Annotated in this window: 15 protein-coding genes; 6 read left to right on the top strand and 9 right to left on the bottom strand. The window is 69.5% G+C overall.

The features are described from left to right. Positions 1-21: 21 nt before the first annotated feature. On the bottom strand, positions 22-1,245 hold the full coding sequence (locus OG896_RS11110) for an MFS transporter (RefSeq protein ID WP_329364591.1): 1,224 nt from the start codon (positions 1,243-1,245) through the stop codon (positions 22-24). An 85-nt stretch (positions 1,246-1,330) separates the two neighbouring features. On the opposite strand from OG896_RS11110, the gene OG896_RS11105 reads away from it, so the two are divergent. Next, positions 1,331-1,828 carry a MarR family winged helix-turn-helix transcriptional regulator gene (locus OG896_RS11105; RefSeq protein ID WP_329364589.1) on the top strand — a complete coding sequence of 166 codons (498 nt, stop codon included), beginning with the start codon at positions 1,331-1,333 and terminating at the stop codon, positions 1,826-1,828. Positions 1,829-2,000: 172 nt separating this feature from the next. Here OG896_RS11105 and OG896_RS11100 read toward each other — a convergent pair whose 3' ends face one another. From OG896_RS11100 to OG896_RS11090, 3 genes are all read right to left on the bottom strand, one after another. Further along, the gene (locus OG896_RS11100) at positions 2,001-2,810 is read right to left on the bottom strand and encodes a class I SAM-dependent methyltransferase (protein ID WP_329364587.1); all 810 of its coding nucleotides are present in this window, start codon (positions 2,808-2,810) and stop codon (positions 2,001-2,003) included. A gap of 153 nt (positions 2,811-2,963) precedes the next feature. Further along, positions 2,964-4,421 (bottom strand): carboxylesterase/lipase family protein, encoded by a 1,458-nt coding sequence (locus OG896_RS11095; protein ID WP_329364586.1) that lies wholly within the window; start codon positions 4,419-4,421, stop codon positions 2,964-2,966. Positions 4,422-4,513: 92 nt separating this feature from the next. After that, positions 4,514-5,944: an MFS transporter gene (locus OG896_RS11090; RefSeq protein WP_329364584.1), complete on the bottom strand. Its 1,431-nt coding sequence runs from the start codon at positions 5,942-5,944 to the stop codon at positions 4,514-4,516. Between the two features lie 190 nt (positions 5,945-6,134). Between OG896_RS11090 and OG896_RS11085 the strand changes: the two genes are divergently transcribed. Further along, entirely contained in the window at positions 6,135-6,710 is a 576-nt protein-coding gene (locus OG896_RS11085) for a TetR/AcrR family transcriptional regulator (protein ID WP_329364582.1), read from the top strand. Positions 6,711-6,975: 265 nt separating this feature from the next. On the opposite strand, the gene OG896_RS11080 is transcribed toward OG896_RS11085, so the two are convergent. From OG896_RS11080 to OG896_RS11070, 3 genes are all read right to left on the bottom strand, one after another. Continuing rightward, positions 6,976-7,806 carry a dioxygenase family protein gene (locus OG896_RS11080; protein WP_329364580.1) on the bottom strand — a complete coding sequence of 277 codons (831 nt, stop codon included), beginning with the start codon at positions 7,804-7,806 and terminating at the stop codon, positions 6,976-6,978. Positions 7,807-7,989: 183 nt separating this feature from the next. Then, positions 7,990-8,199 (bottom strand): hypothetical protein, encoded by a 210-nt coding sequence (locus OG896_RS11075; RefSeq protein ID WP_329364578.1) that lies wholly within the window; start codon positions 8,197-8,199, stop codon positions 7,990-7,992. Positions 8,200-8,704: 505 nt separating this feature from the next. Beyond that, a complete protein-coding gene (locus tag OG896_RS11070) occupies positions 8,705-9,268 on the bottom strand; it encodes an NADPH-dependent FMN reductase (RefSeq protein WP_329364576.1) in 564 nt (187 codons plus the stop codon). 99 nt (positions 9,269-9,367) lie between these two features. Between OG896_RS11070 and OG896_RS11065 the strand changes: the two genes are divergently transcribed. Beyond that, entirely contained in the window at positions 9,368-9,853 is a 486-nt protein-coding gene (locus tag OG896_RS11065) for a MarR family winged helix-turn-helix transcriptional regulator (RefSeq protein WP_329364574.1), read from the top strand. 363 nt (positions 9,854-10,216) lie between these two features. Here the strand turns inward: OG896_RS11065 and OG896_RS11060 are convergent, their stop codons facing one another. After that, positions 10,217-10,912, bottom strand: a complete 696-nt coding sequence (locus OG896_RS11060; protein WP_329364572.1) for a hypothetical protein — start codon at positions 10,910-10,912, stop codon at positions 10,217-10,219. 32 nt (positions 10,913-10,944) lie between these two features. Continuing rightward, positions 10,945-11,451 carry a sigma-70 family RNA polymerase sigma factor gene (locus tag OG896_RS11055; RefSeq protein ID WP_329364571.1) on the bottom strand — a complete coding sequence of 169 codons (507 nt, stop codon included), beginning with the start codon at positions 11,449-11,451 and terminating at the stop codon, positions 10,945-10,947. Positions 11,452-11,726: 275 nt separating this feature from the next. On the opposite strand from OG896_RS11055, the gene OG896_RS11050 reads away from it, so the two are divergent. The 3 genes from OG896_RS11050 (at position 11,727) to OG896_RS11040 (ending at position 14,112) form a co-directional block, all read left to right on the top strand. Beyond that, positions 11,727-11,900, top strand: coding sequence for a hypothetical protein (locus OG896_RS11050; protein ID WP_329364570.1), 174 nt, complete (start codon positions 11,727-11,729; stop codon positions 11,898-11,900). Positions 11,901-12,430: 530 nt separating this feature from the next. Continuing rightward, positions 12,431-12,784, top strand: a complete 354-nt coding sequence (locus OG896_RS11045; RefSeq protein WP_329364568.1) for a hypothetical protein — start codon at positions 12,431-12,433, stop codon at positions 12,782-12,784. 389 nt (positions 12,785-13,173) lie between these two features. Further along, complete coding sequence (locus OG896_RS11040) at positions 13,174-14,112, top strand: phosphotransferase family protein (protein ID WP_329364567.1); 939 nt, start codon at positions 13,174-13,176, stop codon at positions 14,110-14,112. Positions 14,113-14,288: the final 176 nt, after the last annotated feature.

Below are 14,288 nucleotides of genomic sequence, written 5' to 3'. Positions count from 1 at the left end.
GTCTCGACGGGGCGGGCCGATTCAGGCCGGCCGGGCGACGGGCAGGGCCCACCGTGCGTGGACGAGTGCGCCGAACAGGCCCACGGCGGCGGCCACGGGGGCGATCCAGGAGAATCCGGCCGAGGAGAGCAGTACGCCGCCCGCCGCGGACCCGAGCGAGGTGCCCAGGTACATGAAGCTGCTGTTCCACGCCATGACCGAGCCGATCTCGCTCCCGAAGGTGTGCATCAGCTGGGACTGGAAGGCGGGCAGGCAGGGGAAGGCACTGAGCGCGAACAGGCCGAGGACCAGGAGCAGTACCGCGGTCGGGGCGTGGAAGGCCAGGACCAGGAGCACTTCGAGCACCGACAGGCCCACCAGGCTGCCGGTGACGACCCGCGTCGCACCGTAGCGGTCGGCGAGCCGGCCTCCGCTCAGGCTCCCCGCGACGGCGCCGACTCCGTAGATGACCAGCGCGACGGCGACCATGCCGGTCGACAGGTGGGCGTTGTCGGTCAGCGCGGTGCCGACGTAGGTGTAGAGGCTGTAGACGGCGAAGGCCCACAGCCCGGTGACGGAGACCGCCCGGGCCTTGGTGACGGCGCTGCTGCGCGGGCCGGCCGCGGGGGCGCGGCCGGCGCCCGGAGCGCCGCCCGGCGCCACGCTGCGCCAGGAGAACAGGTTGACCACGACGAGGACGAGGGTCACCCCGCCGATCCCGAAGAAGGTCTCCCGCCAGCTCAGCAGCGAGGCGACGGCGGTGCCGGTGGGGGCGCCGGTGGCGAGCGAGATGAGGAAGCCCGACGCGGCGACGGCCAGCCAGCCGGCGCGGCGTTCGGGCGGAGCGGCCAGGCCGACCAGGGTCTGCACGGAGGGCGTGACGGCGGCGGCCGACAGACCCGCGAGCACCCGGGCGGCCAGCAGCATGCCGAACCACGGCGACAGGCCGGTCAGGGCGTTGGCGAGGCCGAAGACGGTCAGGCCGCCGATGAGGACGGTCCGGCGGCCGACCCGGTCGGCGAGGGTGCCGATGATCGGAGCGCCGATCATGTACGCGAGCGAGAACGTGGTGACGGTGACCCCGGCCACGGACGCGGAGACGTGGTACTGGTGCGCGATGTCCGGCAGCAGGGGCGAGACCACGAACAGGTCGGTGCCGATGACGAGAAGCGTGATGAAGGCAACCGCGAGGCTGCTGCGGCCGACGGGCTCCGACGTCGCCTCGCGGGTGCGGGGCACAGGCCGGCTCAAGTCCTGGCTAGTCATAGGCACGACCCTAGCAGTTTGCTTAGCTGGATATGTATTAGCTGGAAAATTATTCCCCGGCTTTGCGGTCGGGTACGATTGCCTCATGGACCGACAGGACTCCATCGACAGGATGCTGGGGCAGTGGTCATGGCGGACCCATGACCTCCCGTTGGAGCAGATGGCCGTCTCCAAACGCATCACGCGGATGGCGCGCGTCCTGGAGGACCTCGCCACCGCGTGCCTGGCTCCGCTCGGCATGGATCGCGGCGAGTTCGACGTGCTGGCCACCTTGCTGCGCAGCGGACCCGCCGGGGAGACGACGCCGACCGAGCTGAGCCACTGGCTGCTCATCTCCGGCCCCGGTCTCACCAAGCGGCTCGGGCGCCTTGAGGACCGCGGACTGATCACCCGCCGGCTCGCCCCGAACGACCGCCGCTCCCTGCTGGTCGCTCTCACCGACGAGGGCAGGGAACTGGCCGAGCGGGGCGTGCAGGCGCACGCGAAGGCCACGGCCGAGCTCTTCGACGGGATCTCGGCCACGAAGCGGGAGCGGCTGGGCGCGCTGCTGCGCGAGCTGATCCTGGTGGCGGAGGAACCGTAGGGCCTGAGGCGGAGCCTGCGGGCGGCGAGGCCCGGGGCGCCGAAGGCGCAGTTGGCCGAGGGCGGGCATCCGGCCCCGGTCGGCAGTCGCCGGTCAGCGGTTGGACGTGCTGTCACGCGGTGCCCGCGGGTGCTGTGCCCGCGTCGAACGTGACAGGTCACGTACCGGCCTCTCAGACTCGCCCGCTCAGAAGTTGGCAGCCCATCGGGAACGCGTACGAGCCGTCCCGACGGCGGCAGGGGGCGGCGAGTTCGGCCATGGTGCGGCGTGCCCGGCTCAGAGCGTCCTGGTCAAGACGGCGGAAGGCGTCCTGCATGGGGCCGGGGATGCTGAGGACGAAGGACCACCAGCTCTCGAAATCGGCGCGTTCGAAGGTCCAGCGCAGGGTGTGCGACTCGACCGCGGTCAGACCTGCCTCGCGGAGGATACCGTCACGTACGCCGGCAGCGGCCAGCCGGTCGAAGGCGCTGAAGTCGGGTACCTCTTCCGCGGGCAGCACGGATTCCAGGCAGCGGAGGCCGAGCCGCATGGCGGCGTGCATGTCGAGCGTTCCCCACACTGCGACGGCGAGCCTGCCGCCGGGGGTGAGTACGCGCGCGGCCTCCCGGGCGGTGCGTGCGGGATCGCCCATCATCAGGGCCCCCATGCGGGACATGACCGCGTCGACCGAACCGGTGTCCAGCTCCAGGGCGTCCATGGACATGACCTCGAATCGCACACCGTCGATTCCGAGCCGCGGGGCGCGTGCTCGCGCGGCTGCTATCTGGGTCTCGGAGATGTCGATGCCTGTCAACCGCAGGTCGGGACGCTGCCGTGCCAGTGTCACTGCCGGCTCCCCCACTCCGCATGCGAGATCGAGCACCCTGCCCGACTCGGGGACGGCCTTGAGCGCGGCGAGCAGGCCGTCGTCGGCCCCCTGGAGAAGAGGGAGGAACCGGTCGTAGTCGGTGTCGAGATGATCGAAATCGGGCTGGTCGGACATGCTGATGGACCTCATCGGATTCGGGGTGACGGTTGGTCGCCATGTCGTTCCTGCCGAGGACGGCAGTGGAACGTCACCAAGTCGTCCGACCTGACAGTGCGCCAGGCGGGAACACTTCGAGAACAGGGATCTGACCAGCGTGAACGAGGAAGATCAGGTGAACTTCCTGAAGTTGTTGGGGGTCTTGGCGAGGCCGTCGGAGCATTCGTAGGAATCGTGGTCGAAGACCATGGTGCGGCGCTCGTCGACGGTGTAGGCGCTCCAGCCCGGATTGTCGCCGTGTGCGAAGCGGATGAGGGCTGTGTGCATGCGCTCGGCCATGTGCTGGGGAGCGTCTGGTCCCAGTAGCTCGGGGGCCTGGGGTGCGTCCAGGTGGTCGAAGACGAAGGGAAGGTCGGCGCAGTGGGCGGCGCCGAAGAGGGGAACGGGCCAGGCGGACTGGTAGGTGTAGGTGGGGATGCCGGCTTTGGCGGCGGTGTCGGCAATGCGGCGAGCGGGGCGCCGGAAAGTGCGGTCGCTCAACGCCTGGGCGAGTGCGTGGCCCGGATTCTTGCTGCCGAGCCGGCCGAGGTAGGTGTCGAGGTCGTCGGCGGTGAGGCCGAGGTTGGCCATGCCCTTCAGGCTGGCGTCGGTGCTGGGAGCGGTGGTGAGGTCGCCGAGGATGAAGTTCCATTCCTGTGTGGTGGTGCCGATCAGCAGGGCCTCCACCGCGCCGGGGTCAGAGAGTGCTTGTTCGGGTGTGGTGGTGACGACGTCGCCGTCCAGGGTGGGCTGCCAGCGCAGTGCGTCCCGGCCGGCCTGGCGGGCGCGGTCGTCGACGCTCTCGGCAAGCGCCCGCACTTCTCCGGGCAGCCAGGCTTGTTCGAGTTCCATGCGGCGCTGGGTCGGCGTGGCGGAGATGGCCTGTCGGGTCTGCGGTATGCCGAGCTGGTCCGCGAAGTCGGCGGAGAGCTGCCGCATACGCTCCAGCGGCGTGAGCAGAGGAGTCCCGGCGCTCATGACGACCAGGCGACGGAACAGGCCGCGAGCCGCTGGGGCACCGGTCAGTGCGAGGGCGGCCGTTGCGCCGGCGGACTGTCCAGCCAGGGTGACGTTGGCGGGGTCGCCGCCGAAGGCGGCGATGTTGTCGCGTACCCAGGCCAGGGCGGCGGTGATGTCGAGCAGTGCGCGGTTGGCGACCAGGTCGTCGAGGATCATGAACCCTTCAGCGGCGACACGGTAGTTGGGGACGACGAAGACGACGCCGTCGCGGGCGAAGGAGGCTCCGTCGTACCAGGGGCTGGCGTTGCTGCCGGTGAAGAAGCCGCCCCCGTAGAGCCACACGATCACCGGGAAGGGCCCGTCGCCGTGGGACGGGGCGTAGACGTTGAGGTTGAGGGCTTCATCGCCCGCGACGACGGGGTCGGGAAAGAGTTCCTGGCCGACGTGGGGGTGAGCGGGGCTGGGGCCGGGACGTGTCGCCTCGAAGCAGGTGGTGAACGTCTCGCGCGGCTGGGGGGTGTCGAAGGCGTGGCTGGGGTAAGGGGCGCGGGCGTAGGGGACACCGAGGTAGGCGGTGTGGGCCTCGCGCGTGATTCCCACGATGGGTCCGCAGGGGGCGTTGACAGGCACGGGTTGCTTCCTTCTGACTGGTGCGGGGATTGAGGCGGGGCCATGGGGTGGGGGCCGGGTGAACAGGGTCTCCACCGTGGTGGCGGTATGGCTCAGTCGGCGGCCGCCGGGTTCGTCGCGGCCGCGGTGCCCGGGGCGGGCTTGAGCCGCAGGGCCAGGGCGGCGGTGACGAGGCTGAGGGCGGCGAGCGCGTAGAAGGCGACGCGGTAGCCGTCCACGACGGCCGAGTTGCCGCTGCTGGTGCTGGTGCTGGTGCTGTGGCTGGTGACGGTGGCGGCGATGGTGACGAGGACGGCCAGGCCGAGGGCCGCGCCGAGTTGACGGCACATGTTGATCAGCCCGGAGGCGACGCCGGCGTTGCGGGGGTCGATGCCGCTGGTCGATGCGACGATCGCGGGCATCATCGTCAGGCTGGTGCCCGCACCGACGACCACGGTGGGCAGCAGAACGTGGGCGACGTAGTCGGAGTGGGCGGGAAGCTGCGCCACCCACACCAGGCCCGCGGCGGCGATGGTCCCGCCTGTCACCACCAGGCGGCGGGCTCCGACGAGGGGGATCAGCTTCTGGGACAGCAGTACTCCGATGCTGATGACCGCGACCATGGGGAGCAGGGACAGTCCGGCGCGCGCGGCGCCCTGTCCCAGAACCTGTTGCAGATACAGCGAGAGGAAAAACAGCGGTGCGGTGAGGACGGCGCCCATGCACAGCGTGAGGACGTTGCCCATGCGCACGTTGGCGATGGAGAAGATCCCCAACGGGACCAGCGGCTCACTGGTGCGTCGCTCGATGGACACGAACGCCGCGAGCAGGAGCGCACCGGCCACGAGCGCGACGATCACGCGGGCCGCTCCCCAGCCCGCGTCAGGTGCGGCCGAGACACCGTAGACGAGTGCCGCGGCCGACAGCGTCACGGTGATCGCGCCGGGAAGGTCGATCGGGGAGCGCCGTTGTCCGGTCGCGGTCGGTGCCAGGCACGTCAGGCTCGCGATCAGCAGGCCGACGCCGATGGGCACGTTGACCAGCATCACCCACCGCCAGCTCACCGACGCCAGCAGTCCGCCGACCACGATGCCGGCCGCCCCGGCGCTGGAGGCGGCAACGCCCCACCACGTCATGGCGCGGGTGCGCTGAGCGAGCTCGCTGTGGCTGGCAGTGATCAGGCTCAGGCTTGACGGTGCGAGCGCCGCCGCTCCCGAGCCCTGCACCACCCGGGCCGCCAGCAGCATCCAGCCGTCCTGCGCCAGGCCGCCGGCGAGGGACGCCACCGAGAAGACGACCAGACCGATCTGGAAGACACGGCGGCGTCCGAACAGGTCACTGGCACGCGCGGCGAAGAGCAGCAGACCGCCGAAAGCGACCAGGTAGCCGTTGACCACCCACTGCTGGGCGGAGGGCGACAGGCCCAGGTCCGACTTCATGGCCGGCAGGGCCACGTTCACGATGGACGAGTCCAGCACCACCATGAACTGCGCCACGCACGCCACGGCCGCGACGGCCGCGAGCGCCACACCGCGCTTGGCCACCCCGTGTGAGGGACCCGCCTCTGACGGCGCGGATGCGCCGGCGTCTGGGAAGGGGTGTGATCGGCTGGGCATGGCTCTGCTCCTCGAAGTTTCCGGATAGCCTGTCCGCTAAGCGTAGGGCGATACCGGATAGGCTGTCCACTTGGGAGGTGCGGGCCCTGGCTGGCGTACCCGAACACGAAGAGCACGCGTGGAGGAGTTCATGGAGGCGGGCAACACGGCGTTCCCCAGGCGGCGGGCAGCCGCGGAACGCAATCGCGACAAGATCCTCGACGCGGCCCGGGAGGCGTTCGCCGATCCTGTCCCCGACATCTCCATGGCGGAGATCGCCCGTCGCGCCGGGGTGGGTATGGCCACCCTGTACCGCAACTTTCCCGGCCGGCAGGAACTCCTGGAAGCGCTCTACGCAGACGAGGTCGATCAGATCTGCGCCGCGGCAACGATCGAGCCTGGCCAGACCCCCGCGTCGGCTCTCATCGCCTGGCTTCGTCTGCAGATCGCGTTCATTCCGCACAAACGGCTGATCATTTCTGAACTGCTGGAGCACACCGACCGGGACGGCATCACCAGCCACCGTGGCCGAGCCATCGAAGTGGGTCGTCCCCTGCTGGCCGCGGCCCAGGAATCAGGACAGATCCGCGACGACCTCACGCTGGAGCAGGTCTTCGACCTGATCGTCGCCATCGCCAAGGTCAACGAATCGCCCGACTACCTGCAACCCCTCTTCGAGACCGCCCTCGACGGCTTGCACCGAACGACGACATGACGAAGCCGTCCGGCGGAGCCCCTTCGAAGGCTGCTGGTGAGGTGAGACGTGGCGCACCGTCGGATTCGGACCCGGGGGAGACGGCCGCGACCGTGCACGTGCGGACGCGTCGCGGTGCCCGTTCGCGCAGTGAAGTGAGCTCCCGCGCGCCTTTCCGGAGGGGGATGGCCTCGTCGGGGCCGAACCGAGTCGAGGGGACGAGGGCCGGGCCAAGGCCGCCGAAGAAGCCCTCATGCCGCGCGGAGCGGCATAGCCGCACCTGGCATCAAGCGACTTGGAAGGATCGCTTGGACAGGCCGAACCGATAGCCCTCGATCGTCGTCCGTACGGGTGCTCCGGCGGCGGTCGCGGCTCCGAGGGTGACGAACATCGGCGTGTAGTGCTCGACGGTGGGGTGCGCGAAGTGCACCGCGGGGGCGAGGCTGCGGTAGTCGGCCAAGGTGTCGACGTCGCCACGGGTGAGGGCGTCGGCCGCCCAGGCGTCGAAGTCGGCGGACCAGGACGGAACGACGTTGTGCACGAACTGGTCCCGGGTGAGAAAGGGAACCCCGTGCGTCATGTAGCCCGACCCGACCACGAGCACGCCCTCCTCCCGCAGGCCCCGCAGCCGGCGGCCGATGGCCATCAGCCGGGCGGGGGAGTGGGTGGGCAGGGACATCTGCAGGACCGGGACGTCGCCGTAGGGGTACATGGTCTTCAACGGGACCCACGCACCGTGGTCCAGGCCGCGGATGGTGTGCTGGTGGACCGGTTCGCTGTCCGGCATCGAGGCCGCGACCCGGGCGGCCAGTTCGCCGGCGTCCGGTGTTGCGTAGGTCATCCGGAAGTACCGGTCGGCGAAGCCCCCGAAGTCGTAGACCAACGGTGTGGCCGGGCGCGTCGCCGACAGGCTGAGCGGCGCGGATTCCCAGTGCGCGCTGACGATCAGGATCGCGGTCGGCTTGGGCAGCGCCTGGGACCAGCCGAACAGCTCGCTCATCCAGACCGCGTCCTCGAACAGCGCCGGAGAGCCATGGCTGAGGTAGAGCGCGGGCATCGGGCCCTCGGCCGGCGTCCAGGGACGCTGACCGCGACTGGCGGGAGCCTGCTCGACCATGAACCGGTCGTAGGCAACGGCAGGATCGGCTGCAGCATTCATACGTGTCCTCGCTGGGTGTTCCGGGGTGACTGACTCGTGTTCGGAGCCGGCGGGGTCGGCACGGGCGCTCGCCGCCCAGTGGCTCGCGCCGTCCTTCTCCGGGTGGGCGCAGGTCGCGCCCACGGTTCCTTTGAGGACGGTCTATTCCGTCCCGGGCAGGTGCCGGGCGAGCTGCCGCATGAGGGCCGACCCCCCGCCCGCGTCGGCGAACAGCACGACCTCGCCCCGGTGCCCCAGGACGAGCTGCAGCCCGGGGAACCGGTCGAAGACGCCGGCGATGATCATCCGGAGCACGGTCGGCCCGGTGTCGTAGTGCCGGCCGAACGCGCCGGTGGCCGGCATGTCGTCCACCGGCGTGCCGAAAACCGCGGAAGTAGGCCTTGGTGACAGCCGGGAACGGAACGTTGGGGTGCGCGTAGACGGGCGCGCGCAGATCCTCGGCAGCCTCGTGGACGTCCCAGAATTCCGGCGCGTCCAGAGCCCGGCCATCGGAGTTCGCGTTGACCAGCGTGCCGTTGAGCCCCGGTTCGGTGACCGCGCGCCGCGGTTCGGCGGCTGCGGCCGACGGAGCGGAGGCGGCGATCGCGTCGTTCGTGGGCGTCCGCACGGCAACCGCCTCCGCCGTGTCGAGGTTCTGCGGCCCCGGCGTCGTGAGGGACAGCACCGACACGTCGATTCCGGCGTCGTCGATCGCGGCGATGCGTTCGCTGTCGAGGTCCGGCAAAGCCGACGTGATGTCACTGGCGACGGCCCACTTCATCATCGGTTCGGCGAGTCGGGGGTCGCGCCGCTTCCACGCCTCGACCACGTCGGTGGTGACGAAGTGCTCCTCAAGACCGCAGAGCCGCATCGGGGCTCAGCTTCGGACGGACGTGAGTGCGCGGGCCCAGGACTCCAGCTGGTCGAACAGGACGGATGCGGCGTCGTCGTGTGTCGGGGAGGGCTTGAACACCGAGAAGTTCTCGAAGTCGGTGAGCAGCGAGAAGCTCAGCTGCTGGCGTACGTGGGCCAGTTGCAGTTCGCTCGCGATCGCCCGCAGGTGCTCGATCGCCCGCGCTCCGCCGAGCGAGCCGTACGACACGAAGGCAGCGGCCTTGTTGTTCCACTCGGCGTAGAGGTAGTCGATGGCGTTCTTCAGCACACCCGAGGTGGAGTGGTTGTACTCCGGGGTGACGAAGACGTACCCGTCGAACTCCTTGATCTTGGTGGACCAGGCCTTCGTGTGCTCGCCCGCGTATACGCCCCGGCTCGCGGGCACGGCCTCGTCCAGATGCGGCAGCGGGTAGTCGAGCAGGTCGATCAGTTCGTAGTCGGCATGGGCGCGTTCCTTGGCCTTGGTCAGCACCCAGTTCGCCACCGCTTCGCCGTTACGGCCGGGGCGGGTGCTGCCGAGGATGACGGCGAGCTTCAAGTTGCTCATGGACGGTCCTTCCGATCCGGTCACGCTTGAATGTTCAAGTGAAACCCTAGCCCGCCTTACATGAAGATTCAAGTCAATGTCTCTCAGTAGACTGCGCACATGTCTGTTCCAGGGGAGCCAGAGGGCTCCGGGTCACGCTGGCTCACCGGTGACGAGCTGACGGCGTGGCGCGGGTTCGTGAAACTCCTCCAGCGACTGCCGGCGGCGCTGGAGTCGCAGCTCCAGCAGGACTCCAAGCTCAGCTTCATCGAGTACCACGTGCTGGCGCACCTGTCCGAGCAGCCCGAGCGCCGTACGAGAATGAGCGAGCTCGCGGACTTGGCCAACACGGAACTGTCCCGCCTGTCCCACATGGTCGGCCGGCTCGAGAAGCGCGGGTTCGTGCGCCGCGAGCCCGACCCGCACAACGGGCGGTACACGCAAGCGATCCTGACCCAAGCCGGCTACGCCTACTTGGCAGAGGCGGCACCCGGACACGTGGCCCGGGTGCTGGACCTGTTCATCGACGTCCTGGACCCGGACGAACTCCGCACACTGCACCGGATCTCCGACAAGGCCCTCGCCCGCATCGAGAGCGCCGGCTGAAACGACGAGTCACCCCCCGCCGGATCGCGGTCGCCCCGGTCTGGTGGACCCGGGCGGGCTTGCGGCCCATGCCGCGGATTCTGTGAGGTCGGCCAATGCGTGAGCCCGGGTCGCGGGCACCGACGGCACTGACGGCACCGAAGGCACTGACCGCACCGATGACACGGGACGGCTGCGGCATGGGCCCTCACCGGCGCCGCCGAACGGGCCGTGTCGCCCGGTCGTCCCGCGACCGGGCAACACGGCCCACCTGTCATTCACCTGGGGCTATCGACCCCACTCCCGGTCACTCCTGGGGAGCGGCGTCGTCCTGGTCTTCGGCGGACGCGTCGGCGTCCGGGCCCCTGGGGTACGGCAACGCCATCACCCCTTGCCCGCGGTCGCCTTGTCGGTGGCGGTGACGCCGTCCGCGAAGGTGACGATCTGCTGCTTCGTCAGCCCGAGCCGGTCCGGGACCTGCACCTGGAGCCGGTGCCCGGCGGCGTCGTACCACATCAGCCACATGGCCTGCTTGTCCTGCGTGACGCCCAGCTTCCCGGCCCGCCCGTCGATGTTCACCTTCTCGGGCCGCTCGTTCGCGGGGAACTGCGCATCTCCCGTCAGCGTCACGGCGATCCCGCGGTCGAAGGCCACCTGTGCGGTTGTCCCGCGGGCGACGATGGTGCTCGTGTCCGTCCCGGGCGGGACGGCCAGGAAGGCGTACGGCGTGGACGAGACCACCTTCCAGCCCTGCGGAACGGTGCGGACCTCGAAGCCCGCCGGCTGGGCGCCGTGGTACGAGGCCAGTTCCACCGTCACCGACGTCGGTCGCCCCGCCGCCGTGGACTGGGCCCCGGACTGCGTGCCGGAGCCCGACTCGCCTCCCATCGGCACAGCCACCGCCATGACGGCCGTGGCGGCCACTGCGATCACACCGGAACCCACGAGCCGGCGCCGCCGGCCGACCAGCGCCCGTCGCCCGCGGGCGACGTCCGCCTCGACGACGGCCGGGTCGACCGGCTCCGCCCCCGAAGCGTCGGCAACCCGCAGTTCGCTCAGCATCTCTGCCATGTCACGCATGACTTCTCTCCTCAATCCTTCGGTCTTCCTCGTCACACGAAGTCGTGGGCGTGCTTCGGGTACATCTCGCGCAGGCGTTCCAGGCCGCGGGCGGTCTGGCTCTTGACGTTGCCCTCGCTACAGCCCATCGCCGCGGCGGCCTCGGCCGTGCTGAGCCCTTCGACGCAGCGCAGCACGATCGCCGCCCGCATCCGTTCGGGCAGCCTGGCCAGCAGCGCCATCAGCGGTGCCCCGTCGCGGTACTGGGCGTCGACTGCCGCGACCTCCGGCAGCTGGGCGGACACCCGTTCCCGGCGGCGGAACAGACTCCGCCGGTCGTCTATCGCCGCGTTCACTACGCAGCGCCGGGCGTAAGCCGCCACGCTGTCGGAACGCAGCCTCGGCCATCGCAGGTACACGCGCGTCAACGCGGTCTGCACCACGTCCTCCGCCTGGGCGTGGTCACCACCCAGCAGGAACGTCGCGACACGCACGAGCGAGGCGCGCTGCCTCACGACGAACTCGGTGAACTCACGATCTCGCTCGACAACACCCTTCACAGACACACACACCTTTCGCTTCGGCTCCGGCCGGCCGGACACCCCTTGTACGAAGGCGCGTGGTCTCGGCGTTGCATGCCGACCAAGGTTTCTCGACGGTTTCTCGACTTGGTCGCCGTCAAGCGGGGCGGGAGAGGGGGCCAGTGGGGCGGCCGTGTGCTCCGATCGGAACGTGCCGCCGTTGGCGCGCACGATCTGGCCGCACCGTCCGGGCCCCTCCGACAGCAGCCGGCCGACCGCCCGGGCGACCTCCTCGGGGCGGCCGAGGAGGATGCGTGCGTTGTGGTGGGTGTTTCCCACTGACCGCTGCCACCAAGGCGCTGGCGCCCAAGCAACCCAGCCGTCCGGCCGACGAGGCGTCGCAGCGCGCGCTGCGCGACTTCGCGTTCGTCCTGCCGGGACCGGCCAGGCGAGAGTTGCCGCCGCAGACGCGCGTGGTGCCGGACTGAGTCGAGCGGACCTCGCCTCCCCTGGCCGAGCTGCAGCAGCCGCGGTTGTGCGGTCGGTCCTGAATGCCATGAAGTTCAAGCTCGACGGCGGGCCCGCCGCGGCCGAGACGGCGAAGAGGAAGGTCTTCGTCAACGCTCTGAACTACGCGGTGGAGACCGGTGACCTGCCGAAGAACCCGGTCGGGCATTGCGTCGCGAAGGCCGATCACTGTCGAGACTGTCGGCCCCCGGGTGGTGGCCAACCCCCGCCAAGCGGCCAACCTGATCGATTCCGTCTCCTATATCGGGGCTGTCGCCGCGCTCGGGGGCGGCGTCCGGGGGGCATGTTCGCGGGCATGTACTACGCCCTCCTTCGGCCTGCCGAGGCCGTAGGGGGCGCGCCGGCCGGCTGCCTTTTGCCCAAGCGAGGATGGTGCACCGCACCCGGCCCGTGGTCGGCAAGAGTGGACCGGCACCGGCGAGGCGCACGACGACCGCGGCCTGAAGAACCGGGCAGCCGAGGACGTCCGGGTCTCCTTCCCCCGCAGCTCGTGGAGATCTGGCAGCAGTCCATCGACACCTTCGGGACGGCGGACGACGGCCGGCTGTTCTTCACTGAACGCGGCAACGTGGTGGGCTCCACGGCGTATTGGCGTGTGTGGTCCATGGCCCGGGGGTTCGGGCTGCCGGCGGAGCTGGTCAAGAGCCCCTTGGCGAGACGCCCCTACGATCTGCGCCACTCCGCACTGTCCACCTGGCTGAACGCCGGTCGTGATCCGACCGAGGTCACCGCACGTGCTGGAAACAGCGTCGAGGTGCTGCTCGCCCGCTACGCCAAGTGCCTCCACGGCCGACAAGCCGTCGCCCATACGCGAATTGAGAAACTCCTCCGCGAATACGAGTGATCATCGTCATCACGAGGGGCCCCGGGACTTACCCTCGGGGCCTTCGCTGTGTCCGTATATGTCTCGAAAGCCCGGAAGGTGCCATCCCACAAACAGCCCACAGCGCTGGTCCCAAGGCTGCTTTCCGCGGCATGCGGTTGCACAAAGCGACAGACCCTCTGATCGGCCGTTCGGCCAGATCAGAGGGTCTTTTCGGCACCTGAACTGCGGTGCCCCCGGCAGGATTCGAACCTGCGCACACGGCTCCGGAGGCTGGGGGAGATGCTGTCCTTTGCATGTCGCTGAGCTGGACAGCAGTCGATTCCGGTGGCGCGCGGGGGCGTGATCATTACGTCCCTACGACGTCAAGCGCCTGTCATGCACGGGAGGCGGGCCGTATGGTCGGTTGCATGGCGAGTGGCGGCTCTGGCGATGGCATGGCAGATGGCGGGGCCGCGGGCTTCACCGCGGAGGCAACCCTCGCGGTACTCGAAGAAGCCTGTGTTACGGCCGGGTTGGACGCGGAGGGGGCGCGATTGGTCCGGCTCGGTTCCAACGCGGTCTACGACTTACCCGACCTGCGCGTGATCGTACGTATCGCGGCCGACCCTGACGCCCTCGGCGAGATGGAGCGGGCGGTCCGTGTGGCGCGGTGGCTGGCGGTGGAGGAGTTTCCCGCCAACAGGGTGGTGCTCGATGTTGCGCAGCCGCTTGTCGTAGGCGGGCGCGTGGTCACCTTTTGGGAGAGCGTCCAGGACGACGAGGAGTACGCGAGCGTCACGGAACTCGCCGATCTGCTGAAGCGGCTGCACTGGCTTGAGGAGCCGGAGTCACTGGAGTTGCCGTACTTCGATCCCTTCGCGAAGGTACGCGCGTCGCTGCGGGGCCTGGGCGCGGGCGTTCAGCCCGAGGACGTCAAGTTCCTCGCTGAGCGTGCTGACCGCCTGGAGAAGGACTACGGTCGGCTCGACTTCGTGTTGCCGTTCGGGCTGATCCACGGAGACGCGAACATCGGCAACATCCTTCGTGACCGTTCCGGTCAAGCTGTGCTGATCGACCTCGACGGTTTTGCCCTGGCTCCGCGCGAGTGGGACCTGATCCTCACCGCTATCTACTACGACCGCTACGGCTGGCACACGCGCGAGCAGTACGAGTCCTTCGTCCATCACTACGGCTTCGACCTGATGAACTGGCCCGGCTATCCGGTTCTGGCCGACGTGCGTGAGCTGATGATGACGCTGTGGATGGGCGGGAAGGCGGCGGCCGAGCCGCGAGCGGCCGAGGAGTTCGTACGACGGGTGGAGGCCATCCGGACGAACGGCAGCCGGCGCGACTGGGGGGTGTTCTGACTGACGACGTCCAGCGATTCGCACCGCGAAGAGGCGTGACGAATACCGCTACGGTCCGGGGCTATTGCTGGGACACCTACGCTAGCCCCGAGCAAGGAACGGTAGTGCAGCTTGGGTGAGAGATAGATAGCGGTGCTCGACCTGCGTTGCTGTCTCCAGCAGCCCCGCAAGTGCGC

This window comes from Streptomyces sp. NBC_00669 (assembly GCF_036226785.1).
Lineage (GTDB): Bacteria > Actinomycetota > Actinomycetes > Streptomycetales > Streptomycetaceae > Actinacidiphila.
This window is presented reverse-complemented; position numbering and strand designations above follow the sequence as displayed.

Bases quoted from the DNA above. Each gene is read 5' to 3' on its own strand.
- OG896_RS11110 (WP_329364591.1), bottom strand. From the start codon at position 1,245: ATGACTAGCCAGGACTTGAGCCGGCCTGTGCCCCGCACCCGCGAGGCG.
- OG896_RS11105 (WP_329364589.1), top strand. From the start codon at position 1,331: ATGGACCGACAGGACTCCATCGACAGGATGCTGGGGCAGTGGTCATGG.
- OG896_RS11100 (WP_329364587.1), bottom strand. From the start codon at position 2,810: ATGTCCGACCAGCCCGATTTCGATCATCTCGACACCGACTACGACCGG.
- OG896_RS11080 (WP_329364580.1), bottom strand. From the start codon at position 7,806: ATGGTCGAGCAGGCTCCCGCCAGTCGCGGTCAGCGTCCCTGGACGCCG.
- OG896_RS11070 (WP_329364576.1), bottom strand. From the start codon at position 9,268: ATGAGCAACTTGAAGCTCGCCGTCATCCTCGGCAGCACCCGCCCCGGC.
- OG896_RS11065 (WP_329364574.1), top strand. From the start codon at position 9,368: ATGTCTGTTCCAGGGGAGCCAGAGGGCTCCGGGTCACGCTGGCTCACC.
- OG896_RS11060 (WP_329364572.1), bottom strand. From the start codon at position 10,912: ATGCGTGACATGGCAGAGATGCTGAGCGAACTGCGGGTTGCCGACGCT.
- OG896_RS11040 (WP_329364567.1), top strand. From the start codon at position 13,174: ATGGCGAGTGGCGGCTCTGGCGATGGCATGGCAGATGGCGGGGCCGCG.